The sequence below is a fragment of the Rhizobium mongolense USDA 1844 genome (genome assembly GCF_000419765.1).
GTDB classification, from domain to species: domain Bacteria; phylum Pseudomonadota; class Alphaproteobacteria; order Rhizobiales; family Rhizobiaceae; genus Rhizobium; species Rhizobium mongolense.
In genome coordinates, this window is sequence record NZ_ATTQ01000007.1 from 1 (window position 1) to 19,741 (window position 19,741).

The 19,741-nt window shown below is 57.3% G+C and carries 29 protein-coding genes, 2 tRNA genes and 2 pseudogenes; 24 read left to right on the plus strand and 9 right to left on the minus strand.

Translation table 11 applies throughout. The annotated features are described in order from the left end of the window. The 7 genes and pseudogenes from A3C3_RS41495 to A3C3_RS0114460 form a co-directional block, all read left to right on the plus strand. Positions 1-600 (plus strand): annotated as a pseudogene (locus tag A3C3_RS41495) (ATP dependent DNA ligase); the annotation flags it as partial. A 521-nt stretch (positions 601-1,121) separates the two neighbouring features. Beyond that, positions 1,122-1,364 (plus strand): hypothetical protein, encoded by a 243-nt coding sequence (locus A3C3_RS0114420; protein WP_022715313.1) that lies wholly within the window; start codon positions 1,122-1,124, stop codon positions 1,362-1,364. A 25-nt stretch (positions 1,365-1,389) separates the two neighbouring features. Then, the gene (locus tag A3C3_RS46080; protein WP_084796962.1) at positions 1,390-1,644 is read left to right on the plus strand and encodes a hypothetical protein; all 255 of its coding nucleotides are present in this window, start codon (positions 1,390-1,392) and stop codon (positions 1,642-1,644) included. Positions 1,645-1,817: 173 nt separating this feature from the next. Further along, positions 1,818-1,891, plus strand: a tRNA-Cys gene (locus A3C3_RS0114425). A 388-nt stretch (positions 1,892-2,279) separates the two neighbouring features. Then, positions 2,280-2,711, plus strand: a complete 432-nt coding sequence (locus tag A3C3_RS0114440) for a hypothetical protein (RefSeq protein WP_022715314.1) — start codon at positions 2,280-2,282, stop codon at positions 2,709-2,711. An 875-nt stretch (positions 2,712-3,586) separates the two neighbouring features. After that, positions 3,587-3,793, plus strand: coding sequence for a hypothetical protein (locus tag A3C3_RS0114455; RefSeq protein ID WP_022715317.1), 207 nt, complete (start codon positions 3,587-3,589; stop codon positions 3,791-3,793). A 436-nt stretch (positions 3,794-4,229) separates the two neighbouring features. After that, complete coding sequence (locus A3C3_RS0114460; protein WP_022715318.1) at positions 4,230-4,454, plus strand: DUF982 domain-containing protein; 225 nt, start codon at positions 4,230-4,232, stop codon at positions 4,452-4,454. A gap of 632 nt (positions 4,455-5,086) precedes the next feature. On the opposite strand, the gene A3C3_RS0114465 is transcribed toward A3C3_RS0114460, so the two are convergent. Further along, positions 5,087-5,347, minus strand: coding sequence for a DUF982 domain-containing protein (locus tag A3C3_RS0114465; RefSeq protein WP_022715319.1), 261 nt, complete (start codon positions 5,345-5,347; stop codon positions 5,087-5,089). An 86-nt stretch (positions 5,348-5,433) separates the two neighbouring features. Between A3C3_RS0114465 and A3C3_RS0114470 the strand changes: the two genes are divergently transcribed. From A3C3_RS0114470 to A3C3_RS38410, 5 genes are all read left to right on the plus strand, one after another. Then, complete coding sequence (locus A3C3_RS0114470) at positions 5,434-5,736, plus strand: hypothetical protein (RefSeq protein ID WP_022715320.1); 303 nt, start codon at positions 5,434-5,436, stop codon at positions 5,734-5,736. Further along, complete coding sequence (locus tag A3C3_RS0114475; protein ID WP_022715321.1) at positions 5,733-6,047, plus strand: hypothetical protein; 315 nt, start codon at positions 5,733-5,735, stop codon at positions 6,045-6,047. The genes A3C3_RS0114470 and A3C3_RS0114475 overlap by 4 nt, the downstream gene beginning before the upstream one ends. A 121-nt stretch (positions 6,048-6,168) precedes the next feature. Next, positions 6,169-6,486: a hypothetical protein gene (locus tag A3C3_RS41500; RefSeq protein ID WP_233450644.1), complete on the plus strand. Its 318-nt coding sequence runs from the start codon at positions 6,169-6,171 to the stop codon at positions 6,484-6,486. Beyond that, the gene (locus A3C3_RS41505; protein WP_233450643.1) at positions 6,458-6,964 is read left to right on the plus strand and encodes a hypothetical protein; all 507 of its coding nucleotides are present in this window, start codon (positions 6,458-6,460) and stop codon (positions 6,962-6,964) included. The genes A3C3_RS41500 and A3C3_RS41505 overlap by 29 nt, the downstream gene beginning before the upstream one ends. Positions 6,965-7,532: 568 nt before the next feature. Then, the gene (locus A3C3_RS38410; protein ID WP_022715323.1) at positions 7,533-7,787 is read left to right on the plus strand and encodes a hypothetical protein; all 255 of its coding nucleotides are present in this window, start codon (positions 7,533-7,535) and stop codon (positions 7,785-7,787) included. A gap of 117 nt (positions 7,788-7,904) precedes the next feature. On the opposite strand, the gene A3C3_RS0114500 is transcribed toward A3C3_RS38410, so the two are convergent. Then, positions 7,905-8,129 (minus strand): hypothetical protein, encoded by a 225-nt coding sequence (locus A3C3_RS0114500; RefSeq protein WP_022715324.1) that lies wholly within the window; start codon positions 8,127-8,129, stop codon positions 7,905-7,907. A gap of 304 nt (positions 8,130-8,433) precedes the next feature. On the opposite strand from A3C3_RS0114500, the gene A3C3_RS0114505 reads away from it, so the two are divergent. Beyond that, positions 8,434-8,508: transfer RNA gene (locus A3C3_RS0114505), tRNA-Met, on the plus strand. A 126-nt stretch (positions 8,509-8,634) separates the two neighbouring features. Here the strand turns inward: A3C3_RS0114505 and A3C3_RS0114510 are convergent. Then, positions 8,635-9,315 carry a hypothetical protein gene (locus A3C3_RS0114510; protein ID WP_022715325.1) on the minus strand — a complete coding sequence of 227 codons (681 nt, stop codon included), beginning with the start codon at positions 9,313-9,315 and terminating at the stop codon, positions 8,635-8,637. Positions 9,316-9,411: 96 nt separating this feature from the next. Further along, positions 9,412-9,855, minus strand: a complete 444-nt coding sequence (locus A3C3_RS0114515) for a hypothetical protein (protein WP_028739657.1) — start codon at positions 9,853-9,855, stop codon at positions 9,412-9,414. A 265-nt stretch (positions 9,856-10,120) separates the two neighbouring features. Here A3C3_RS0114515 and A3C3_RS38415 point away from each other — a divergent pair, with 265 nt between their 5' ends. Further along, positions 10,121-10,480 carry a DUF3307 domain-containing protein gene (locus tag A3C3_RS38415; RefSeq protein WP_022715326.1) on the plus strand — a complete coding sequence of 120 codons (360 nt, stop codon included), beginning with the start codon at positions 10,121-10,123 and terminating at the stop codon, positions 10,478-10,480. On the opposite strand, the gene A3C3_RS0114530 is transcribed toward A3C3_RS38415, so the two are convergent. Further along, positions 10,458-10,934, minus strand: coding sequence for a hypothetical protein (locus tag A3C3_RS0114530; protein ID WP_022715327.1), 477 nt, complete (start codon positions 10,932-10,934; stop codon positions 10,458-10,460). The genes A3C3_RS38415 and A3C3_RS0114530 overlap by 23 nt on opposite strands. A 40-nt stretch (positions 10,935-10,974) precedes the next feature. Next, positions 10,975-11,340, minus strand: coding sequence for a hypothetical protein (locus A3C3_RS0114535; RefSeq protein ID WP_022715328.1), 366 nt, complete (start codon positions 11,338-11,340; stop codon positions 10,975-10,977). A gap of 268 nt (positions 11,341-11,608) precedes the next feature. On the opposite strand from A3C3_RS0114535, the gene A3C3_RS46085 reads away from it, so the two are divergent. The 5 genes from A3C3_RS46085 (at position 11,609) to A3C3_RS0114575 (ending at position 13,840) form a co-directional block, all read left to right on the plus strand. Then, entirely contained in the window at positions 11,609-11,845 is a 237-nt protein-coding gene (locus A3C3_RS46085) for a hypothetical protein (protein WP_183906879.1), read from the plus strand. Positions 11,846-11,980: 135 nt separating this feature from the next. Continuing rightward, positions 11,981-12,211, plus strand: a complete 231-nt coding sequence (locus tag A3C3_RS47020; RefSeq protein ID WP_022715331.1) for a hypothetical protein — start codon at positions 11,981-11,983, stop codon at positions 12,209-12,211. 595 nt (positions 12,212-12,806) lie between these two features. Next, positions 12,807-13,154 (plus strand): hypothetical protein, encoded by a 348-nt coding sequence (locus A3C3_RS0114565; protein WP_022715334.1) that lies wholly within the window; start codon positions 12,807-12,809, stop codon positions 13,152-13,154. Continuing rightward, on the plus strand, positions 13,139-13,390 hold the full coding sequence (locus tag A3C3_RS0114570) for a hypothetical protein (protein WP_145611856.1): 252 nt from the start codon (positions 13,139-13,141) through the stop codon (positions 13,388-13,390). The genes A3C3_RS0114565 and A3C3_RS0114570 overlap by 16 nt, the downstream gene beginning before the upstream one ends. 147 nt (positions 13,391-13,537) lie before the next feature. Further along, the gene (locus tag A3C3_RS0114575; protein ID WP_022715336.1) at positions 13,538-13,840 is read left to right on the plus strand and encodes a hypothetical protein; all 303 of its coding nucleotides are present in this window, start codon (positions 13,538-13,540) and stop codon (positions 13,838-13,840) included. 128 nt (positions 13,841-13,968) lie between these two features. Here the strand turns inward: A3C3_RS0114575 and A3C3_RS0114580 are convergent, their stop codons facing one another. After that, the gene (locus A3C3_RS0114580; protein WP_022715337.1) at positions 13,969-14,220 is read right to left on the minus strand and encodes a hypothetical protein; all 252 of its coding nucleotides are present in this window, start codon (positions 14,218-14,220) and stop codon (positions 13,969-13,971) included. A gap of 465 nt (positions 14,221-14,685) precedes the next feature. Between A3C3_RS0114580 and A3C3_RS0114585 the strand changes: the two genes are divergently transcribed. Next, positions 14,686-15,042: a hypothetical protein gene (locus A3C3_RS0114585; protein WP_022715338.1), complete on the plus strand. Its 357-nt coding sequence runs from the start codon at positions 14,686-14,688 to the stop codon at positions 15,040-15,042. An 18-nt stretch (positions 15,043-15,060) separates the two neighbouring features. Here the strand turns inward: A3C3_RS0114585 and A3C3_RS0114590 are convergent, their stop codons facing one another. Then, positions 15,061-15,246: a hypothetical protein gene (locus A3C3_RS0114590; RefSeq protein ID WP_028739658.1), complete on the minus strand. Its 186-nt coding sequence runs from the start codon at positions 15,244-15,246 to the stop codon at positions 15,061-15,063. Positions 15,247-15,474: 228 nt separating this feature from the next. Here A3C3_RS0114590 and A3C3_RS48185 point away from each other — a divergent pair, with 228 nt between their 5' ends. Together A3C3_RS48185 and A3C3_RS41510 are read left to right on the plus strand one after the other, a co-directional pair. Next, complete coding sequence (locus tag A3C3_RS48185) at positions 15,475-15,846, plus strand: DUF2213 domain-containing protein (protein ID WP_312866235.1); 372 nt, start codon at positions 15,475-15,477, stop codon at positions 15,844-15,846. 296 nt (positions 15,847-16,142) lie between these two features. After that, positions 16,143-16,448 (plus strand): annotated as a pseudogene (locus tag A3C3_RS41510) (hypothetical protein). Between the two features lie 755 nt (positions 16,449-17,203). On the opposite strand, the gene A3C3_RS0114615 reads toward A3C3_RS41510, so the two are convergent. Further along, positions 17,204-17,434, minus strand: coding sequence for a DUF6719 family protein (locus tag A3C3_RS0114615; RefSeq protein WP_233450641.1), 231 nt, complete (start codon positions 17,432-17,434; stop codon positions 17,204-17,206). Positions 17,435-17,689: 255 nt separating this feature from the next. Between A3C3_RS0114615 and A3C3_RS38440 the strand changes: the two genes are divergently transcribed. Next, positions 17,690-18,595, plus strand: a complete 906-nt coding sequence (locus A3C3_RS38440; RefSeq protein WP_022715344.1) for a hypothetical protein — start codon at positions 17,690-17,692, stop codon at positions 18,593-18,595. A gap of 358 nt (positions 18,596-18,953) precedes the next feature. Continuing rightward, entirely contained in the window at positions 18,954-19,619 is a 666-nt protein-coding gene (locus tag A3C3_RS0114630) for a protein-L-isoaspartate O-methyltransferase family protein (protein WP_022715346.1), read from the plus strand. The last annotated feature ends 122 nt before the right edge of the window (positions 19,620-19,741 follow it).

A 19,741-nucleotide genomic window follows, 5' to 3' on the forward strand; every position in this document is an offset into this window, starting at 1 on the left:
TTCGACCTTCTCGATTTCGACGGCCATGATCTTAGGCCGTTGGAATTCACCGCGCGACGGCATCTCCTGGGAGGGGCTGATCAAGAGCAGGGATGATGTCATCCGGCTTTCGGAGGAGATCGAGGCAGACGGAGACCGGCTGTATTTTGCTGCCTGCGATCACGGCCTTGAAGGCATCATCGCGAAAGACCGTGAGAGCCCGTATCGCTCCGGCCGGCGTGGCGACTGGCAGAAGATCAAATGCATCCAAAGCGACGGCTTTGCGATCGTCGGCTATGAGCATTCCTTTGTTGCGCGTGCCTGTATCGGTTCACTGCTGCTCGGAGCGCGCCAGGCCCGCAAGCTGGTCTATGTCGGATCGGTCGGGACAGGCTTCAATGAACGAACGGCGCATGAGCTCCGCGAAGCTCTCGACAAGCTCAAGGTGAAGAAGCCACCGGTGGAATATTCCGGCCGGCGAAAATATATCGTTTGGGTGAAGCCAACGCTGGTGGCCGAAGTCGAATATCGCGCTGGACGCATGACGGCAAGCTGCGGCAGTCGTCCTATAAGGGACTGCGCGATCCGGAGGAGAATGCCGGGATGTTCGAGATCGAATGAGGCTGAAGTCAGTCCCGTTTTTGGCACGGGCCCGGGAATGTCACGTGGCCGCGACCCTTTCCCAATGTCCGCGCGTCATGGTGCGCTTATCGATACCTTAGGCGCGATCGACATGATCGCGTTACCCTCACCCGGTTCGTTCCCGACATTCCAGAACAATGAAAGGATGACGAACGTCTCCACCAATAGTATCGATATGATCGATAGCCAGTTCGGCCGGAGAGTGAAGCCACCAACGCTAGTAGGTTGAATGTGTGCCATGTCTGCCCCTCTGCCCGTCGCCTTGGGGAATCGCCGGTCATTGTGACACTAGGTCAGTGAGCATGGACAAAAAAGCTATCCCTTTTGGGTACTCTTGGTGCCTTTAGTACGCCTTCTGGGTGACCCACTGATTGCCGAGATCGAATATCGCGCGTCGACGCACCACGCTCGAGCCGGAGGAGGATGCGGATATTTATGCGATTGAATGAAAGCGAAGGAACCCGGTCGTAGCCGCGGAAGTTCGGCGACGGGAGGTTCCCATGGTTCGCCGCAGATTGACAAAGGGACCGAAGGCCGCGTCCGTGCAACTGATAGACCGCTCATGGTCAGTGCTGGACAAGGAAACGGGCCTGCCTGTCGAGGCATCCGGATGCAAGCTCACTGGATTGTCCCGTGAGGAAGCAGACGACATAGCCGCGCGGCTAAAGGCTGCCTACATCGATCACATCTCCGACACTAACCCGGAACATCATGAGAGCCATGGTGTTGAGGATGGATCATAACTGAAGCTAATGGGAGGATCATCCAATGCTTCTGAAACTCATCACCGTCTCAGTACTTTCGATCGGTCTTGCAACTTCGGCCATGGCTCAGGCCAGCGGCGGTTCTGGTGGAACTAGTGGTTCTGGCCAGTCCGGCGACACGTCAGGTTCGGGTACCGGATCTGGTACTTCAACCTCTGGGACGAGCTCTTCCGATAAAGACAAGGATTCCCAAGGCAAGCAAGAGTCTTCCGACTGCGCACCGGGTCAGGTTAAAAATGCGGCCGGCAACTGCCAGTAAAAATCTCGCAGTCCGTTAAAGACAAACCCCGCAGTTCAACTCTGCGGGGTCCGAGAACATTCGGAAAACCGTTATTCAGAATGAAAAAAGGACCGTATTCAGAATGAACCCCCTTGCGCTTCTCCTAGGATCATTCTAAATCCGCGCCACCACAGCATAAAACGCTTACGGATGGCCTCGTGGCGGAGTGGTGACGCAGAGGACTGCAAATCCTTGTACCCCGGTTCAATTCCGGGCGAGGCCTCCAAACGCTTTCATTAGCAAAATCAGCATCTTAAAGCGACGAAAAGGCGAGCGTTTTGCCCTTTGATGTCGCGTTCATGTTGCAATCAGCTTTCGTTGATTTCCAGCGGTTTCCTTGAGGCGACGGCAAATCCACGCGACATGAAACGCGACATGTCGGAGCCGTCGCACCGAACCCACACTTTTGAGGTCCGCACTGCTCATGAATCGCACTAACCTGCTGGTATGAGCACCACGATGTCACTCTTCGGTCCCAAGGGCGACGATCAGACAGTCAAGGATTTTATCGAACATGCCGCCGATCGAGGATGAATGACGATGGCTAAGCAAGAGAGGACCAAAAAAGAGCGCGAGGCTCGGATCAGGAGCGCTGAGCGCATTCATGTCGTGATATGAAAGGCCTCGAAATCCACCAGAAGCAGATTGAGGCCTTCTCAATCGCCGCGATGCGAGCTCCGGCATTGGTCGCAGCTGGCGGCGTGGCGGCCAGCTTGGGCTTTTATAGCGCGAATTACTCTCGCCTCGCCGGGAAATCGGAGGCGCTCGACTTATTTAACGCGTCATGGGCGTGGCTGCTTGCAGGTCTCCTGCTCACGGTTCTCGCACCAGGTATCGCCTATTTTAGTCAACTGGCTTATTCACACTCGATCGAAAATCACGAGCATACGTGGGAGTTTCCCTTCTCAACCGAAACCCGACGGTCGCGGATCGCGCACCGAGTGGGCAATGCATCCAGGTGGTTGTGCGTAGCATTGGTGCTTCTATCGATTGCTGCCGTCAACAGCGGGGGAATCAAGTTTCTTCATCTGGTCGCGACACTGTAGCCAGATCGACGCATCCATCACGCCCCTTGCGATTCCACATCCACCCAAGGCTTCACATCCTTTCCGGCCGGCAGGAAAGCGTCTCTGCTAAGTGATGTGTTTGGGTTTTTGGCGCGTGGGTACTGTGAAGAGGGCGGCGGGAGTCCAGTTCCTTGCGACCCTCCTCCGACTCTGCCCACGGTGTGACATCCTTGCCGGCCGGCAGGAAGGCGCTGATCAATTCCGAACGTGTCCAATCATCGTTTGCTTCCTGGTCGACAAAGTCCGCGCAGCCAAACATGTATTCGGCCTTTGCGTGAACTCCTTCCAGGCTGGTTGGACGGTAGAAGCACAGCGCCTCGGCGGCCTCGTCCTTTTCATGGCTTAACTAAACGCCAATGCATCGGCGGCTTCGTCGTCGGGCCATATCTCGTCTGGAAAATCGTTCTAGCGTTCTGGCGGAGCTTTGATGCTCGTATCCCTCGAAATTCACCGGCAGCAGTTGAATGGCTCACGAAGGAAACCAGCACGACTGACACCGCGAGGATTGGTCGTGTCATTGCTACCCCTGAGTATGCTTTGTGGACGCTCGCGAATACCTCATCCGGATGCGTAAAGCTCTTCGAGCACCTCAATGAGAGCCTCGACGGTAGCTCTCTTCGTGAGCTCTACATCTGGACCAAAACGCTATCTTGTTACAAAGACCCCGACGACTTGCTGATCTACTTGCAGAGGGCCGGTCTATCAAATGGTAGGGCTGACGGCGAATTTCACATGCAGCATTTTTCATTCTATCACGACACGGTCACCGGCTACATTGCGAACGCGATCGAGGCTGAGAAGCATCCGTAATCTAACGAGAGGTTAGAGGGTGATCGATAGGAGGAATGTGGCAAATGGCTGATGTTCCAGCCGAGCTTGAGGCCGCTCGTCGGCGCTATAACGACCTTTATCCGGATCGCCCGATCAAGCGGGTCGGCGATACGCCGGAAGCGTCTTACTTTCTCGTCGGGCTCAGCGTCGCCTGGCTCAACGGAATCCCTCTGACCGAGGATGAAATCGCTGCGGTCGAGATGATGACACCGGCGGGGATGTTCTCCTGAACTTTCATTCCTTACCGGGAACCGCCTCACAAGGTCCGCGACCGTACTAGCGCTACTATCCCGCGACTTTTTCCTCTGCCGGACTCGTTTTCGGTGCAGCAGAAGAGCAGAGCTGCAGCACCCGACAGGGCCCGCGTTGATTTCATAGCCCAATGCGGGCCCTGTGTCGCACAGCGACGTGAGGCGACGGCAACGACGCCTTCAAAGAGGGAATGCAAGCCACGCTCAATCGAAAAGGCCCGCCGGGGTGTTGGCGGGCCTTCGAACAGGTGGTCATTGAAAGGCCACCGCTATGCCTCCTGCGACAAAGGCAAAGCGGTGGCCGAGAACCGAACCATAAAGCGTGAAGGCCCTATATATGGCAACTAGCTAATATGGGCTATACGTATCCTAGGGAACGAACCTAGATCGATGGACTTACGTTAGGAGTGCAATCATGTTGATCCAACGTTGGAAGGAGCCCCTCGTCTTGGGAGACGGCCGTATCCGGATTGTTCTCGGCTCGGCTGAGGAGGCTATGAACTGGCTTATTCACGAGCCCAATCAAAACAGCGAAAAGTGGCGTCATGCGTGGCGCACCTGCAATGCGGCTCACGAAGGCCGACTGTCTGCCGAGGAGGCCAGGTCCGCCGTTCAGCTTGCGGCGGCTCCCAGTCGCTGATCGGCTGTAAACGGCATTCGCTGGCTTCGTCACCCGACGCTGTCGATCTTAGCCTATGGGGCATCGCAGACGCGCGTCACGCTCTTTCCGGTAGTCGGCCACTCGAAAACGGCTGCATTCGTTCCACGGGCATGTGGGGCCGAAATGAGGCCCATCCGAACCGCCTCGGCATATCCGTCCATGACGTCACCCAGGCGAAGAAGCCTTCCGCTTGCCTGGCTTGATATAGCCTTCTCCCAAAGGGTCAGATTCCGCACACCCTCCGAGGAGCGGGGGCACGAGCGTGTCGATAGCAAAGACGGCTACATCGTCACCATCGTCGATGAAGAAAACCCTTGGACAGGTGCGAAGACGAGGCCCGTTCATAAGCACCGATGGCTTTGGGGACGGTCCCATCCCTGAAGGGCATGTCTTGAAGTGCCTCGACGGAGACAAGACGAACTGCGACCCGTTCTGCCGCATCTCAGTGGCCGCTTTGGCTTTGCATACGACCAGGCGGAACCAGAGGTGAAGCCGGCAATGATGGCGGTCGCGAAGCTCAAACACGCCGTCAAGCAGGCTAGATCCAAGGTGAGGTCAGGATGAACGAATTCGCCCTCGGAGCCATGCCCGTCGGCTGCGGCTTCATCGTACTAAGCCAGCATTTTTGCATCCGCGGCAGCGTTTACAAAAGCCTGTCTCGCGAGTTCAAGACTCCCATGCTTGCACACGGCAGCCAAACACAGTTGCCTCGCCTGTGCGTAAAGCTCGCACCGCTTTTCGGGCCAACGGTGTTTCAAACATTCCAATGCAGCATCCGGCCCTGAGATCTCCTGTCGGATGCCATTTCCGACGCGCACATGGACCGGCGAACTCCAAGTGACCCCGAAATCAACCTTGATGACTTCAGCCATCTGAATTCCCCGGTTTTTACGGCGTCGAACCTTCCTGGAGGGGCAAATGTTCCATGGAGGATCGGCGTTTGCAAAGGATTGGACGCATGACAAGCTGTTTCGCAGTAGGAGCAACGAAGCGTGGCCACGGCTGGATCGCCTATTATCGGCGCCTGCATGACGCCGAGAACCGGGTACTTCGCGACGGCAAGCACGACATCATCTTCGCGACTGAAGCCGAAGCACTGAAGGCCGCGAACGCGGAGTTCCTGAAATACCTCTACAGCCAGATCACCGGCATCTCCTCCATGGGCGGTAGCAAGAAGAGCGTGGCGAAGAAGGCGGCTGATCGTCTGTTCAAGAAGGGCGGCGGCACGATCGAGGTAGAACGCCGGGGGATTGAGGCATGATCCACGCCGTCAGACAATGCGCCTCCGGCGCAGAGATCGTCGCCAGCTACGCCGCCGTGCGTCAGAGGCTCTACGGGCGCTCGAACGTCGTCAATCTCTTCAAGCCGAAGCAGCCGGAACCTGTCGCACCGATCCCGCTCACCTACTGGGAGCGCCACAAGACTTATTTCGACAGCCACGTTCATGCCTACCGCCGATGGAAGACAGGCCAGCCGTTAAAGCTCTACATCAAGCGTCGATGCCGGGAGTTCGGCTGCTCCTATCGCGAGATGGTCAGCAGTTGCCGCCAAGACCGCCTGGCATGCCGTTAACAAGATGACGGAACGCTTCGAGAGGGCGGCCGAATGAGCAAAGGCAAGCTCGACGCACTGCTCGACGGTCTCGGCATCAAGTTGGTGCCGGTCTATCGACGCCGTGCGGCCGCGCAAAGCCATGCACGAGATCCGCGACCAGTATGGCGACGGTCATCTCGTCTTCGTTCTCCGGTGCATCAAGCAGACAAACAACAATCGCGACGAGCTTTGGAGCGAGACGATCGGCGCAGTCTCCGATATCCTCATCCAGCGTCAGGATTGGGCATTGGACCGCCCCTCAGAGGTCTTGGAAGCTTTCGACAATATCCCCCTTGGTATCTTGCGCGGAAAGGCCGTAGCGCGCCGTCCGTGGCCAGTACGCGCAACTCTCCGAACCTACATTTACGATCGATTGGAGAGCATTCTCGATGAACCAGAACAGCGCCTTGCGGTTTGAAGACCTGACGGAAAGTGCGGCAGTGATCGCCGACGCCAGCCTTATCGTGAGGGCGAGGTTCGTCGAGGCCGCCGACACACTGCTGCATGTCAATGTCCCTGGTCTTTGGCCGGCCGCCCTTAAGGCCTTTTGGCCGGAGCATGCTCTCGATTACAAGGAGGTGCGGCTCCGGTATCGCCCGAGCGCATCCGCCATATCCAGGGCAGAGGAAGTCATGCACGGTTGGCTTCTGGAATATGTGAAGGACGAGGACCGCCGCGTCCTGCTTGGCAAGTGGTTCATGTGCCTTGCCGCCCCTCATGTCGCCGGATCGTTTCGGGATTTCTGCAAGGATACAGGGCGAATTCGTAGGACGTCGGAGCGCCATCTTCAAAGTGAATTCCAGCGTATTTCCAGCGAACTAATTAAATTTCCTCAATCGTTACAAGAGTCTGACTGGTCCAGAGTGTCGCCAAATGATGCCGAATTCGGCTACTGATTTGGATAAGGTTAGAACATCTGTTGCCAAGCATGATCTTCATCATCTGATGGACGGCGCAAACCCGGTCTACGCTCCGCTGAGCCCGGAGCTTGCGGAACTGGTTAAGCGCTTGGAGAAGGCGAACCGCCGGCGTGAACGCAAGCGCCAGGCAGCATAGGTTGAAGGGATGGCCGAGACAACCATCCCCGGCCGCCGTTATCGAGCGGCGAAGATCATTGCGAGGAACGCGGCGGAAATCGCGAGCTCGATAGTCAGTTTGCGGTAGTGGATTTTAAGGTTCATCAAATCTCCTTCGGTTAGCGAAGGGATCACAGTGAACCCTTCGAAAGCATTTAGGGAAAACCATCTCCAAAGCCAACTGCGGTCCGAGATTTTATTCCACGTAGTAACGACGAGGTCCCCGGCGCCCAGATACATTCGTCGGGCACGCTTGCTATCGTCGGTGTCAGCACCGGCAATGGCCAGGAAAGCCGACAAATAATTCCAGGTGATAGTTCGGCCCGCCTGAGACTAGCCGTGGTTATTGCCGCGCCCTACCTTCACCTTCTTAGGAAAGGAGGAGCAAATGAAAAGCATCAGCGACTGGCTCGACGACAAGGTCGACGACATCATCAATACGCCGGGCTTTGAAGAAAGCTCGTCTGGGTTCGAAAGGGAAGCTGAGATATTGCGCGCGCAGGCGGAAGCCGATGGCTTCACCACCAAGGATCTCCAAGACGCATGCGGAGGCGATATTGCAGCCTATCTAATGGAGCGTCAGAACGCGTTTACTGAATCGGAGATGCGTCAGAAGATCGAAGATGATCCTTATGGCAAGTGACTGGACGTTACACAAATAGATCGCTCAGGACACCAGGCCGCAAACTGAGCTGGTGCGCCCGTAATTTCAGCCCGCCACCTTAACCGGTCGGCGGGCTTTTCATTTGTCGAATTGGCATCACGCTCGCCCTGGTGCGGCGACAGCTGGATTGGTCGTGAGCAGGCGTACGACCTCCGCAGCCAACTCTGTCACATCGTAAACGATTGCCGCTCCATGGTTGCCAGTGGCAGTCGTGACTATTGACGTCCGGTCAGGGAGTGCCACCAGCGACACAACCTGATCCGGGTTTACGAAAACTGGCATTGCAGCCTGTCCAACAAGCGTCAATTGCACAAGCCTCATATCATCCTCCTACAAGAGTGATGCTCTTCGAGGCAAAAACGCAAAAAATCCGGAAAAGTTTATGTGGGATTGCGGTCGGGAGGCTACCTCGATCGCTATGATCCAGCCCTGTAAGGGGTGGTAATACGAGGGGAAGCCGACGCGCCCCGACCTTGAAAGTGCTGGATACGCAACCAGTGCCGTCGGCCAAGCCGGGAGGGTAGCCCGTCATCATGCCCCGAGTGAGGAACTGCCGTAGAGCCCGAGGTGCGTGGCTCGCTGAAATCCGGTCGCCGATCATCTCGGCTAGGGGCGCCCGTATTCATGTCGGAGTAGAGTAGCCCGGTAGCTCGCCAGCCTCATAAGCTGGAGGCCGGAGGTTCAAATCCTGCCTCCGCAACAATACCAGCCGCGGGACCTGTTGGGCCCGGTGCGAGAATGCTGCTCCAGTCAAGTGTTTCGGAAATTCCGAATAACTGCCCGTCGCCTCACCCGGTTTTCTCGCCGCCTAGCCCTAGGTAGATCATTAAAGAGGCCGACTGCCGATTTCTATTGAGACGATTAGGTTGCGACCGTTCTCAGCGTGGGCCTCTAATTTGGTTTCGAGCCCGGCGGCGACAAGGGCGTTGCATACATCCACGGCCGCGCTCTTAGCTCTTGCGTCGCCATAGATTGGGGCAAAAACGGTAATGCCTACCCCCGGCGCGATAGGTACGCCAGCGGGCGGTGAACCAACAGAGAGACCTCTTGGCTGCGCAAGCTTCCAACCTGCAGCTTGAAGCGTGGTTACAAGCTGGCCCCAAAGAGGACGTGCGTCAGGAACGCCGTCGGCAACCAACCCAGAAAATATCTGCCCTCGGTAGATCATCGCTGCCTTGCTGATCTCTAGTGCTGTCTGCTCTGAGAGTGCTCTTGGCTTGCGGTAGTTTGCGAGTTGCAATTGAGATTCGGCGGCCTTGGCTTCGGCCTGGGCAGCGCGCGACGAGGCAGAGGCCAAGTCAGCGTTTGCTCGGCGTTCCTGAACGGCTGTAGCCCACATCATGAGGATGGTGCCGATGAACGTAGTTAATGCCGAAAAGAAAGCGGTTGCTGTAAGCGGTTCGATTGCAGCGGCAACGGCGGTCACCGCTCCGATCAGTAGGAAGGCCACCCCAAAGTGCTGGCCCTTCTTCGCATAATCAGAGGGAACGTTGAAAAACTTGCCCAATCACGACCCCAAGGTTAGTTCATGCCAGTCCCGACAAAATGCGCGGCATGAGAAATTCGCCCAGACGCTCGTCAAAGGCAAGACGCCAGCGTGGTGCTATGGGATTTGAGCCGGTGCGAGCGTGAACGCTTCGTACGTCCACCAAGCCCCGATTCCGAAGGAACTGAATGCCCCGATACCCGCGAGAATCGCGACGACGTTTGCAACGAACCCAGCCTTTTTCGCTATCGGGCCGCCGGCGTAAAGCCATTGGGTTAAATAAGTTCCGCCAGAGACCAGGCCGCCGAGCAAGGTGCCTATGGCAAACGGCAGAAGGCAGGAGGCATAGGTGGAGATGAACGGGGATTTGTTCACTGCCAAGTGGGCGATGAAGGCGAGCATAGCAACAGAAGCGCCGCCGTTTATACCGACAATCGTGCGGATGGCGTTCTGTCCCGCCATGATGACTGACTTAAACATCTCGATCTCGCCGTTGTAATTGTGTTTGGCGGCCTCAAGATGAGAGCTGAGATCAGCCTTATAGCGTTCGAGCTCGGCCATTGATGGTTCTGCTGACGGGGCGTCCGATAGTTGATGAGGTTGTCGACGAAGATTGCGGCGGTTCCTTGCTGCTTTATCGCTTCAATCTCTGCCTTCATCTGTGCTGCGAATTGCTTGGCGTTCATGTTTAATCCTGCGTCGGTTGCATAAGCAGGAAACGATGGATGACCTTGAGTCGCAAGTGCAGCTCAACAACAGCCCCGGGCGTGCCGCGAAATCCGTAACGATTTGCACATTGTTCGACTTCTCCACAGCGTGAGAGACGATGATCGATAATTTCCTGATGCGGGCGCTGATGCTACTCGGCGCCCATTGGCTGTGCGATTACCCGCTGCAGGGACAGTTCCTCTCCGACGCCAAACAATCAGGCCCGCTGCGCGTTTATCATCTGATCGCACACTCCGGCATCCAAGGCGCCGGCGTGGCAGTGGTCACGGGGAATGTCTGGCTAGGTCTGTTCGAATGGACGGCACACGCGATGATCGACGAGGCGAAGGTGAGGGGCAAGACGACGTTCGCCCAGGATCAGGCTTTGCACATCGGCTGCAAGGGGCTGTGGCTCGTCTGCCTGGTCGTGTCCGCCGCATTCTTTTCTGGGCAATCTATCTCGGTCTGGTGGCGCTGATCTTCATCATAGGTTCTCTGCCGATGTGGTGGCTGTTATGAGTCCCCGTGCAGAACGCGCGATCCTTACACTTCTCTGTGCTGTTGCTGCCGCCTGTCTCGTCTATGCGGTGTGGTCCATCTGGTAGAAAATTCATATCGCGAAATGCGAAGGTCACATCGGCTAGTAGAAATGATTTTGCGTCATCTGCCAAGAACGAGGCGAATTGCTTCAATTTGGCGACTGCGATCGTCGAAAAAGCGACCGCAAGCGCAATTAGGCGTTCCGTGCGTCCCAAGGTGGTTGCCGTCTGCAGCAGCTTGCCGTCCCAGTAGAGGTTATTGTTCGCATCGATGCCCAGCAGCGAAACGCCTTCGATAGAGATGGAGTTGACACCGGGCGGCCAATCTGCCGGCGGCTTCTCTCTTATGAATTTGAGGCGTCTTATTTTGTCCCAATCTAACGGCTGCTTCATCGAAAGCTCCAAATGCCAGTCCTGAAAAACGCACGGCTGATTATTCTGCGCTTACCGGTTTCGTGCGGGTGAACGCCCACGGGGCGGCAGTATCATATCCGAACTTAGAGCACTCATAGACCTGGCCTTTTACGTCCCTCCTCGGATCGGCGTAGCCAACTGCGAGCATGATCGTCGGCGGGAACTGACAATGACATAGCTTGTAGCCGAGCGACCTTGCCAGTTCAGCTTCGGCTATAGCCAGCTGCTTTTCCGAATTTTCGATGGCCAAGGAGGCCGCTGCTTGCTTGTCGGCAGGCAGCATGTCCTTTGCATCTCTGAATACGCCCAGGAGTTGCCGGATCGCCTTGAAGGAAGCAGACGCCGCGCTTGCGCCAGCTGCAATATTTTCAGGTGTAATTTCCATCGCGTCTTAGCGGTTGCATGAGCAGGGAACTCTCAACCGGCTTGAGTCGCAAGTGCAGTTTGGCAACGTGACCGGGCTTTGCACATGGTTGCTCACAGTGTTCTACATATATTCACAGCCTGATCGGCCTTTGAATTTAATCAACCGGAAATCAAATATGCGCGGTGGACCGAGAAAAGGCGCTGGGCGCCCCAGAGGAGCCGCGACAAAGCGAACTCGCAAGATCGCGGATAGGGAGAGTCAGAAAGGCTTGACGCCTCTGGAGGTCATGCTGAAGGCAATGCGCGAACACGCCGACAAGCAGGATTGGGATGCTGCAGCGTCGATCGCGAAAGATGCAGCGCCTTACATGCATGCCAAGCTCGCCAGTATTCAACACACCGGCCGCGGTGGCGGCCCTATCCAAACCGTAACGTATCGGAAGGACAGCTCAATGCACACGATGCCATCTTTGGCCCGCCTGCCACCGGCAGCGGAGATGATGAGGGCTGTACCCGCAGGTTGATTGGCTCGAGATGGGCGAAAGCTGGTCGCCACGGCTTGAGATCTGCGTCGGAGGCCCGCGCCAGATGCAAGGCATGGGACCGGATGGAAAGTACAAGGCCCTGCTGATCACGGCCAATGAACTGAAATAGCGGCCATGGTCGAGCTCGGGGCATCCTGGGAATGGCCGGAGGATCAGCCGCATATCTCCATCCAGATCGGCTTGAAGGTCGCTGCCCTCATACGTGAGCACGGCAAGCCTGATTTTGTAGTGCTGGAGGAGCAATCCCTCGCCAAGATCGGCAACACCAGCGCCGACGCACTCATTTATCCATGGGTGGCGACCACGGCCATTGTCTCGACGATCGCCAACTTCGGCATTCCCTAGGGCACGCTCCCGCAAGGCACTTGGCGCAAGAGCTTCTACGGACAGACCGTGAAGCCATCGCTAGACAACAAGGGCAAGAAGGATTGGAAGAGCGCCGCCGTCACCGGATGGGAGCGCATCGGCATCCGTCTCCCGTCTCGGAGAACGCTCGCCCACAATGCTGCGGAGGCATGTGCTCTTGCGATCTGTTGGTGGTGAAGGAAATGAAGGTTCATGCCGGCCGGTATCAAGAGCCGCTGATGGCGCTGCGGATGCAGCGGAATGAAAGGGCTGCGGCATGAGGTTTTCAGCCAACTATTGGCTTTGTGTCGGTCCGAGCAGCTGCCAAGGCCTATCCCGATCTGGTCGAGAAACAACGTCTCCGCCTGGTTCGCGTTCTTCGATGGTTTGCCGCTGGGATGGCTACAATTCTGGGCTCTGGACCTCGATGGCGTCATATCGAAACGACACGCCTTGGGCGAGATGATATACGAGAGGATGCACCGGCGCTTCGGAGCCTTTGCGGTCCAGCCTGATCTTCTCGATGACAGACGAGGTGCGGCATGACAGGGCGTGAAATTGGAGAGCGGTTCAGTCGGGCCGTGGAAATCAGCATGTGGTCGTTCTCATCAGTAGGACGCAGGTTCCGAACCGTGCCGCATGGATCGAATATCCATACACCCAGGCCGACAAGAACGGCTGGGGCGGCGAACTGCTCTCCGAGGAGCGCAAGGATTTCTGGTCGACCCTCAGCCGGATAGCGTCAGCCCGCGAAATCAGCGAAGCCGAGGAAACCCAGACATGGCTCTCCTATGTCGACGATGAGAGCGAGCGTCGTTGCCTCACAGCATGGGCGTGGTGTCCGGCTCGGAAGGGGTTCTTCAAGAACTGGTGCAAAGAAGAGGGCATCCACCCCGAGACCGGACGGCGCCGAAAAGAGGGGCAATCTTGCGTATTTTGTTAGCTTTGTCTCGCAAGCCATTGCAGCATAACGAAATCGACCTTCAAGGCCTGTTCCCTGATGACCCTAAAATCAGCGACAAACATGTCATCATCGCAGAAGGTGCGACACACTGGCGGGCCGCAGAGGCAAAGCCCATGGCCTGTGACTTTGATACCGATCTCGCTGGATTTGATTGGGCGGCAAAGCAGAACGAACGCCGCCGTCAGCGAGAGGCCCGCAAGCGTCAGGCGGCATAGAGGTCTGAAGTTCTGCCCGGGTTGATCGCCGGATGCATCCTCACTCGCCCGGCTCGGGCACCAATTCGAGGCAATGCCTCAACAATACAGAATTTGTTTTGAATGCCGCTGGCAGCGCTGTTTAACTCGCCTCTAGGAGGAGTTCCCATGAAGAACGTGATTTTAGCAGCTACGCTTTTGCTCCCGTCGTCGGGCCTTGCCGCCCAGGCCGTGGAAGTCAATGCCCGCGCTCACACGTGTGGCCAGATTGCGCAAATTATCCGCCAATCCAAAGCGGCTTTTGTACGCACCGGCTTCGGCGGCCGCAGCTTCCGCTATCCGCCGTCCCGCTGTAGGCTGGGTGACAAGCGCGCCATCGTCAGCTTGCGGGATGCCAACGGACAGATGTGCACCCTCGACTATGCGTGCGTTAATGATCCGGCATCGCCCTATAACTGGTCCTTGGATTAGCGCTCCGGAGCCCAGTGGATAACTCAACCGAAGGCGGCGCGTCGAACCTGGACCGGCCTGACCACCACAGCCCGCCACCTTAACCGGTGCGCGGGCTTTTCATTTCAGCAGAAATGGTGTGACCGCGGCTATGCAAGATGAACGCCGCTTATCCGTGCTGGAAGTCCCTGTATTGCGTATCTGGGGAGACGACGCCATGTAGATCCAACCGTATTCCGGTTGAGGATGTCCATGAATTCGGAGGCATCCTTGCCCGTCAGGTCTTTCAACTGCTTGTACCCGATCGTAGCAGGATAGCCAGTGATGGCATCAACAACGGTCCACGTGCCGTCTGCTTCTGCGCGGCGGTCGTATGCCATGCAAGAGATTTCGGAAGACATGATGTCCTCCTTTCTGGCGCCCCGTAAGGAGTGGCGCGTATAGGATAAACGCGAAGTAGGCCCATTTGTTTCGGTCCTGGGGCCAGCACCGTCCGTGCCGGCGGGTTCGGGCAAATAAGGAGAAGTCGCATGAGCGAATAGAACCGCCCCGTAAACCAAGGCGAAATTCTTCTGCAGCGGCAAGGACGGGAACACTGTTTTCCTTCCGCCGTCTATTCCGAGGATATCCAATCCGAGGATGACGGCGGGAGAGATCGACCGCGATCCCCGATCCGAATGCCGGCTTGTGGTGGATGGCGTCCTGCCCGGGCTCGAATGCCGCGGTCGAGGAACAGGAGCGTCTGAGCAGAGCTTGCCGCCGCAGCTTCCTCTCAGAGTGCGACAAACCCTCGGAAGGTGGGGTCTCCGCTCGCCAGACCGCCGACGCCGCTCCACGGTCGCTGTATGTCAGCCGTAAGGTCATTAATGCGGTATACAAAGGGGCAGGGTTTCGAAACCACGTTGCCGGCCGACGACCTGCATGTGACGATTACCTACAGCCGGACCCATGTCGACTGGATGGCGATGGGCTCTGCATGGGATGACGAAGTGAAAATCCCGCGGGGTGGGCCCGCGGCTGATGGAGCGGTTCGGAGAGCTGTTCGCGTCGAACATGAGCTGGGATTACGCCGAGTACGGCTGCATATCACCATCTCTTACGACGACGATGCTCCGGAACTCGCGACCGTCGAACCCTATCAGGGCGAGATCCTGCTCGGACCGGAGGTGTCTAAGGAAGTGATCGACGACTGGCTTGCGAGCGTCAGGGAAGTGGAAGTCTGATGCTCGGTGTCATCGGTGTCACGCAGCCAGAAGAAATTCTTGATCTACCTCGCGGTTCAATGCTCCGACCAACTCCTTGGCCTCCTCGGCTGTGAGCATGTCCATGACAAATCCGTTGATCACGGCTTTCTGCCCGGTGACTTCATCGAACACCGACCAATAGATGTTGAGATTCTTGTGAACGTTATACCTGTGGGCTTCCATGGGGAATTCCTCCTTCTTGAAGCATCGATAGAAAAGCACGTCGCCACCAAAAGATGAATCGTGCGTGTGTATATCGAGCCTATCCATTGGGATAGTGCCCGGCTACGCCGCTAACCTCGGGTCCACAATGAATTTTACCGACGCTGTAACCGTCGCGGGAACGCGCCGGCGCGACGACGGCTACCTTGTTGCCGAACGCTCGTATCGCCAGTACAGGCATCCAGATCTATCTGGGATCCGACGTGGGAAAACCGGACATGCGCACGGTGCCGCGTCTATCGCGCGGGCGCTGAGGTCTTCGCCGAGGACACGCTCAAGAGTGCTGGTCACCGGCCGGTGACGAATGACCACCCGCCGGAAATGGTCCCGGCGGATAACTGGAAAAACTACGTAGGCCAGACTGGAGACGAGATCACCGGCGAGGGCATCTTCATTCGCGTCCCGCTTGAATATTCAACCTCTGCTTCAACGGATATCGCCGGCATCGTTGCGCTCGCCACCGGTCGTGACGACGATCGAAGGGCTGCTCTGGCCGTTCCTGTGCCCGATCCCGCCGGGGGCGCTCGCAGTCTAGGCTCTGTAAGCCGCCTCACTAGCTAGCCTGATGACGTAGTCTTCGGATGCGTCGGCGAGGGCGAGGGCCACCTCAGCTCGTCCAAGGCCTTGTGAGTGCAGCCTTTCGATCAATTCAAGCATGGCAGCATCGACGATCTGCCGACAGTTCATGCGTGTTGGTTGTGGTCCTATAAAGTATAGCTTGGCAGTCATGGCACCCCCTTTTGATCGCTTGCAGGATGCCACAATTTCGCAGGTGCACAAGCAACTGCTAATTTTAATATGCGGTGCAATATGGAACAGTTTAACCATAGGCGCTTGCAGGCACCGCCGACCGCCTCATCGCGAAATTCGGCCAGAGCGGCACCGTAACGCGCGTCACGCCTCCAGATCCTGTCGTCGGCGGCGATCCGGTCGAAAAAATCGTCCACGGCCAAGGGCGTGCCGATGGGGTATACGGCGCGCGAGATCGACGGGACTGTCATTCGGGCCGGAGACGTGCAGGTTTACATCTCGTCTGTGGGGCTCGCGATCGCACCGGCCGTCGGCGATCTCGTCGTCACGGCCAATGGCAAGCAGGATCGCGTCGTCAACGGTGATCCCAGAATGACGATGGTGTGACCAACGTCGTCTTTGTCGTCCAATGAAGGATTGCGCCTCAGTCGTCGTGGGACGCCGCCCATTCGCGCTCGAATTGGATGCTGTCATCGAGTGATGGGAACCAGCAGTGAGCGTCGACCGCAGGCGTTCCTGGTCCGCCGCTTGGTGCCTTGAGTATGTATACGCCGGCGCACTTCTTCACGGAATTTGAGAGCTTTTCCAAATCCGAATAGGGAATGTTTGCGATAATCACGGGCCCGAAGTTTCCCATCCGTCACTCCGTGTCTCTGCTTAGCTGAGTATCATCGAAAGCCGAAACGATGGAAAGGAACACCTATGACTAAGTTTCTACTGCATAAGACCTATAGGGCCCGCAAGCCCGGGAACGATCCTCGACGTCCCCCAGCGTGAGGCGGGTTCATTCGAAGCCATCGGCCTCGGGCAGATCATCCAGGTGAGTGTCCGCTCCGATGACACTCATGGCCGCCATACGCTTTATGGCGCAATCTAATTTAGGTAGGCGCACTCTTTGTTTTCATCCTTGTCGTCTCGGGGGCGGCCAACGCCATGTCCCATGGTGAAGCCGGAGGAGAATGCCGGGATTTTACGAGATAGAATAGGCGATAAGGTGTGGCAGGGTGTGGCAGCCACCGTTCTCAAAGGATTGTATTTCAGGCCAAGTGTGGCAGTGCTCTGGTCCGGGCGAGGCCTCCAAACTTCTCAATGCTTTGACATTTCGGCGTTAGATACAATTTGGGAAGGTGTCTAAGCGAGTTGGCAAGCTTTTGCCGCGAGTGACGGCTCACTGGTGGACGCATTGGCCGCGTCTAATTTCATCCCGATTTTTCGCTCTGGCGTATCTCGCGATCATGCCGGCCGGGCACCTCTTGTCGTCGTATAGAACGGCTTCGCCTGGGGCTAATGATGAAACGGTCGGTTTTTGCTTTACGACCTTCATTGCAGCCTCTGCCGGCGCGAAGCCAGCCGAGAACAGAACTGCCAATGCGCAAAGAATGTTCATCGTGCGTTTCATTTTCCCCTCCATCCATTCGTGAATGCTAATAGATATAGCGGTTTGGTCTCAAAGGAAACTTCGCAATCGGATTAGCTCGAAACCGTAACAGGTCGGAGGTTTTTAAAGCGGGTGCATCCACCGTCCGCCAAGCAATTATTTGACAAACAATCATATTTTTGGAAAATGAGGGCCTCTCCAGGAGTAAACCTCCAAGGCAAAAGCCGGGCGCTGCGGTCTGGCTGAATTGCCGAAATCAGTCCGCTGTGATCCGATATGCCGGCCATTGAACAGGAAATTCGACAGGACGCGCGCATTCCGTCCGGCTATAGCGTTAGCGAGCTTCTGGCGTCTCCGCTGTTTGCAATGTCGCTGACGGAGGCGGCGAGCCGCCTCATAGCCATCTATCATCAGGCGCCGCGCGCGGTGCGCTATACGTCTGATCTGCGCCGTTGGCTCGTCGCCCAGGCCGCGCTCGCCTTCTATTTCGAGCGTCGGACGGATGCGAGCCGCGAGGATCTGACGGTGACGCGTCTTACCGAGTTCGCGCCACTACATAGATTCGCAAGCAGGAATACGATCGCTTCCTATATAGCGCAGATGCGCCAGTACAAGCTCTTCACCGAACGGGAGAGCCACGACAAGAGACTGCGGCCGCTGGCGCTTTCCGAAACGGCGGAGCGTCTTATCCGCAACTGGTTCGACAGCCATATGGCATCGCTGGACAGGTTGGACGGGGGGGAGCGGCTCGCTCTTTCCCAGGCCGACCCGCGGCTGCTTTACTATTCCCATCCGCCCGCTGCCCGGGCACTCATCGCCGATCCGCGCTGGAACGATCCGCCGGAAAGCGTAAAGACCTTCACGTTCACCAATCTCGGCAGCAATGTGATTCATGACCTGGTGGCCCGTTTTCCCTCGGGCAATACGCTTTCCGAGCGCTGCTATGTTGGCGAATTGAGGCCGGGAGACCTTGCAAGCCGCTACCATGTCTCGCGCACGCAGACCGTGCGGGTGTTGAACCGTGCGAGAGCCCTCGGCGACATCGGCTGGGACGGATCGCAATATGGCGAAAATTTCTGGATTTCCGCCCGCCTGATCGAAGATTATCGGGGATGGCAGGCCGTCAAATTCGAAGCGCTGTCGAGGTCGATGAGCGACGCTTGCGCGCAGATATACGCATAGTGGGCGTTCCGGCGCGCTGCACTTCACAACTCTGGGCGCACTCACGCTATCGTGTCGTTTCGCTGTCCAGCAGCCCGCAGCAGAATATGGCGATGAGCGCTGCGATGATGAAGAAGTCGAACAGCGTGAGATACTCGAAAAAGGCAGACATGGCCTGCACCTCCTCCATTTCCTCCGGTTGTAAGAATACCACAAACCATCGCTTTGTTCCAAACAAGAGTTGCAGTCGTGGCCGCGTCGGACAGCTGTCGGCTCAAGCGGGAGGATTCTTGCCGCAGTTGCTTACTGTGCCTTGAAAGCGCACGCCGCGGAGATTAAGAGGACGGGTGACAATGCCGCGTTCAACGGGCGAGAGGATATGATGGATTTCGAAGCAGCACGCGCAAAGATGGTCGACAACCAGATCCGTACGACGGACGTCACGTCGCATTCCGTGCTGACGGCCTTCCTGACGGTGCCGCGCGAGGCCTTCGTGCCGGAGAAATCCAAGGCTCTGGCCTATATCGACAACGATGTCGAAATCTCGCCGGCAGCAGGCGGCAAGTCGGCGCGCTTCCTGATGGAAGCTTCGCCGCTGGCAAAGCTGCTGCAACTCGCTGCCATCACCACGGACGATGCGGTCCTCGAAGTCGGCTGCGGCACGGGCTACACCTCGGCTCTGCTGGCCATGCTTGCCGGTTCGGTCGTTGCGGTTGAATGCGACGAAGCGCTTGCGGCCGAAGCAAAGAAGAACCTTTCCGGCTGCGCCAACGTTTCCGTCATAACCGGCGCGCTGGAGCAGGGCAACAGTGCCGGCGCGCCCTACGATCTGATCTTCGTCAATGGCTCCGTCGAGGAGGTCCCCGCTGCCCTTCTCGGCCAGCTCGCCGAGGGCGGCCGTCTTGTCACCGTTCAGGGCTACGGCAACGCCGCCCGCGCCAAGGTGTTCTTCAGCGAAAACGGCGCTGTGTCGGAAAACGTGTTCTTCAATGCTTCTGTCAAGCCGTTGCCGGGCTTTGCCAAGGTTCGAGAGTTCGTGTTCTGACCGCAATTTTCAGGATTTATGAAGCGGGCGCCTCGGGGCGCCCGTTTTGTTTTCCGCCTGTCGCAAAAGCGTCAGCGGCGCTGGCCTAGACTGCCGCAACAAAACTGTGCACGGGCGCATTC

Bases quoted from the DNA above. Each gene is read 5' to 3' on its own strand.
- A3C3_RS0114420 (WP_022715313.1), top strand. From the start codon at position 1,122: ATGGTTCGCCGCAGATTGACAAAGGGACCGAAGGCCGCGTCCGTGCAA.
- A3C3_RS46080 (WP_084796962.1), top strand. From the start codon at position 1,390: ATGCTTCTGAAACTCATCACCGTCTCAGTACTTTCGATCGGTCTTGCA.
- A3C3_RS0114440 (WP_022715314.1), top strand. From the start codon at position 2,280: ATGAAAGGCCTCGAAATCCACCAGAAGCAGATTGAGGCCTTCTCAATC.
- A3C3_RS0114455 (WP_022715317.1), top strand. From the start codon at position 3,587: ATGGCTGATGTTCCAGCCGAGCTTGAGGCCGCTCGTCGGCGCTATAAC.
- A3C3_RS0114460 (WP_022715318.1), top strand. From the start codon at position 4,230: ATGTTGATCCAACGTTGGAAGGAGCCCCTCGTCTTGGGAGACGGCCGT.
- A3C3_RS0114465 (WP_022715319.1), bottom strand. From the start codon at position 5,347: ATGGCTGAAGTCATCAAGGTTGATTTCGGGGTCACTTGGAGTTCGCCG.
- A3C3_RS0114470 (WP_022715320.1), top strand. From the start codon at position 5,434: ATGACAAGCTGTTTCGCAGTAGGAGCAACGAAGCGTGGCCACGGCTGG.
- A3C3_RS0114475 (WP_022715321.1), top strand. From the start codon at position 5,733: ATGATCCACGCCGTCAGACAATGCGCCTCCGGCGCAGAGATCGTCGCC.
- A3C3_RS41500 (WP_233450644.1), top strand. From the start codon at position 6,169: ATGCACGAGATCCGCGACCAGTATGGCGACGGTCATCTCGTCTTCGTT.
- A3C3_RS41505 (WP_233450643.1), top strand. From the start codon at position 6,458: ATGAACCAGAACAGCGCCTTGCGGTTTGAAGACCTGACGGAAAGTGCG.
- A3C3_RS38410 (WP_022715323.1), top strand. From the start codon at position 7,533: ATGAAAAGCATCAGCGACTGGCTCGACGACAAGGTCGACGACATCATC.
- A3C3_RS0114500 (WP_022715324.1), bottom strand. From the start codon at position 8,129: ATGAGGCTTGTGCAATTGACGCTTGTTGGACAGGCTGCAATGCCAGTT.
- A3C3_RS0114515 (WP_028739657.1), bottom strand. From the start codon at position 9,855: ATGGCCGAGCTCGAACGCTATAAGGCTGATCTCAGCTCTCATCTTGAG.
- A3C3_RS38415 (WP_022715326.1), top strand. From the start codon at position 10,121: ATGATCGATAATTTCCTGATGCGGGCGCTGATGCTACTCGGCGCCCAT.
- A3C3_RS0114530 (WP_022715327.1), bottom strand. From the start codon at position 10,934: ATGAAGCAGCCGTTAGATTGGGACAAAATAAGACGCCTCAAATTCATA.
- A3C3_RS0114535 (WP_022715328.1), bottom strand. From the start codon at position 11,340: ATGGAAATTACACCTGAAAATATTGCAGCTGGCGCAAGCGCGGCGTCT.
- A3C3_RS46085 (WP_183906879.1), top strand. From the start codon at position 11,609: ATGCTGAAGGCAATGCGCGAACACGCCGACAAGCAGGATTGGGATGCT.
- A3C3_RS47020 (WP_022715331.1), top strand. From the start codon at position 11,981: ATGGTCGAGCTCGGGGCATCCTGGGAATGGCCGGAGGATCAGCCGCAT.
- A3C3_RS0114575 (WP_022715336.1), top strand. From the start codon at position 13,538: ATGAAGAACGTGATTTTAGCAGCTACGCTTTTGCTCCCGTCGTCGGGC.
- A3C3_RS0114580 (WP_022715337.1), bottom strand. From the start codon at position 14,220: ATGTCTTCCGAAATCTCTTGCATGGCATACGACCGCCGCGCAGAAGCA.
- A3C3_RS0114585 (WP_022715338.1), top strand. From the start codon at position 14,686: ATGCGGTATACAAAGGGGCAGGGTTTCGAAACCACGTTGCCGGCCGAC.
- A3C3_RS0114590 (WP_028739658.1), bottom strand. From the start codon at position 15,246: ATGGAAGCCCACAGGTATAACGTTCACAAGAATCTCAACATCTATTGG.
- A3C3_RS0114615 (WP_233450641.1), bottom strand. From the start codon at position 17,434: ATGAAACGCACGATGAACATTCTTTGCGCATTGGCAGTTCTGTTCTCG.
- A3C3_RS38440 (WP_022715344.1), top strand. From the start codon at position 17,690: ATGCCGGCCATTGAACAGGAAATTCGACAGGACGCGCGCATTCCGTCC.
- A3C3_RS0114630 (WP_022715346.1), top strand. From the start codon at position 18,954: ATGATGGATTTCGAAGCAGCACGCGCAAAGATGGTCGACAACCAGATC.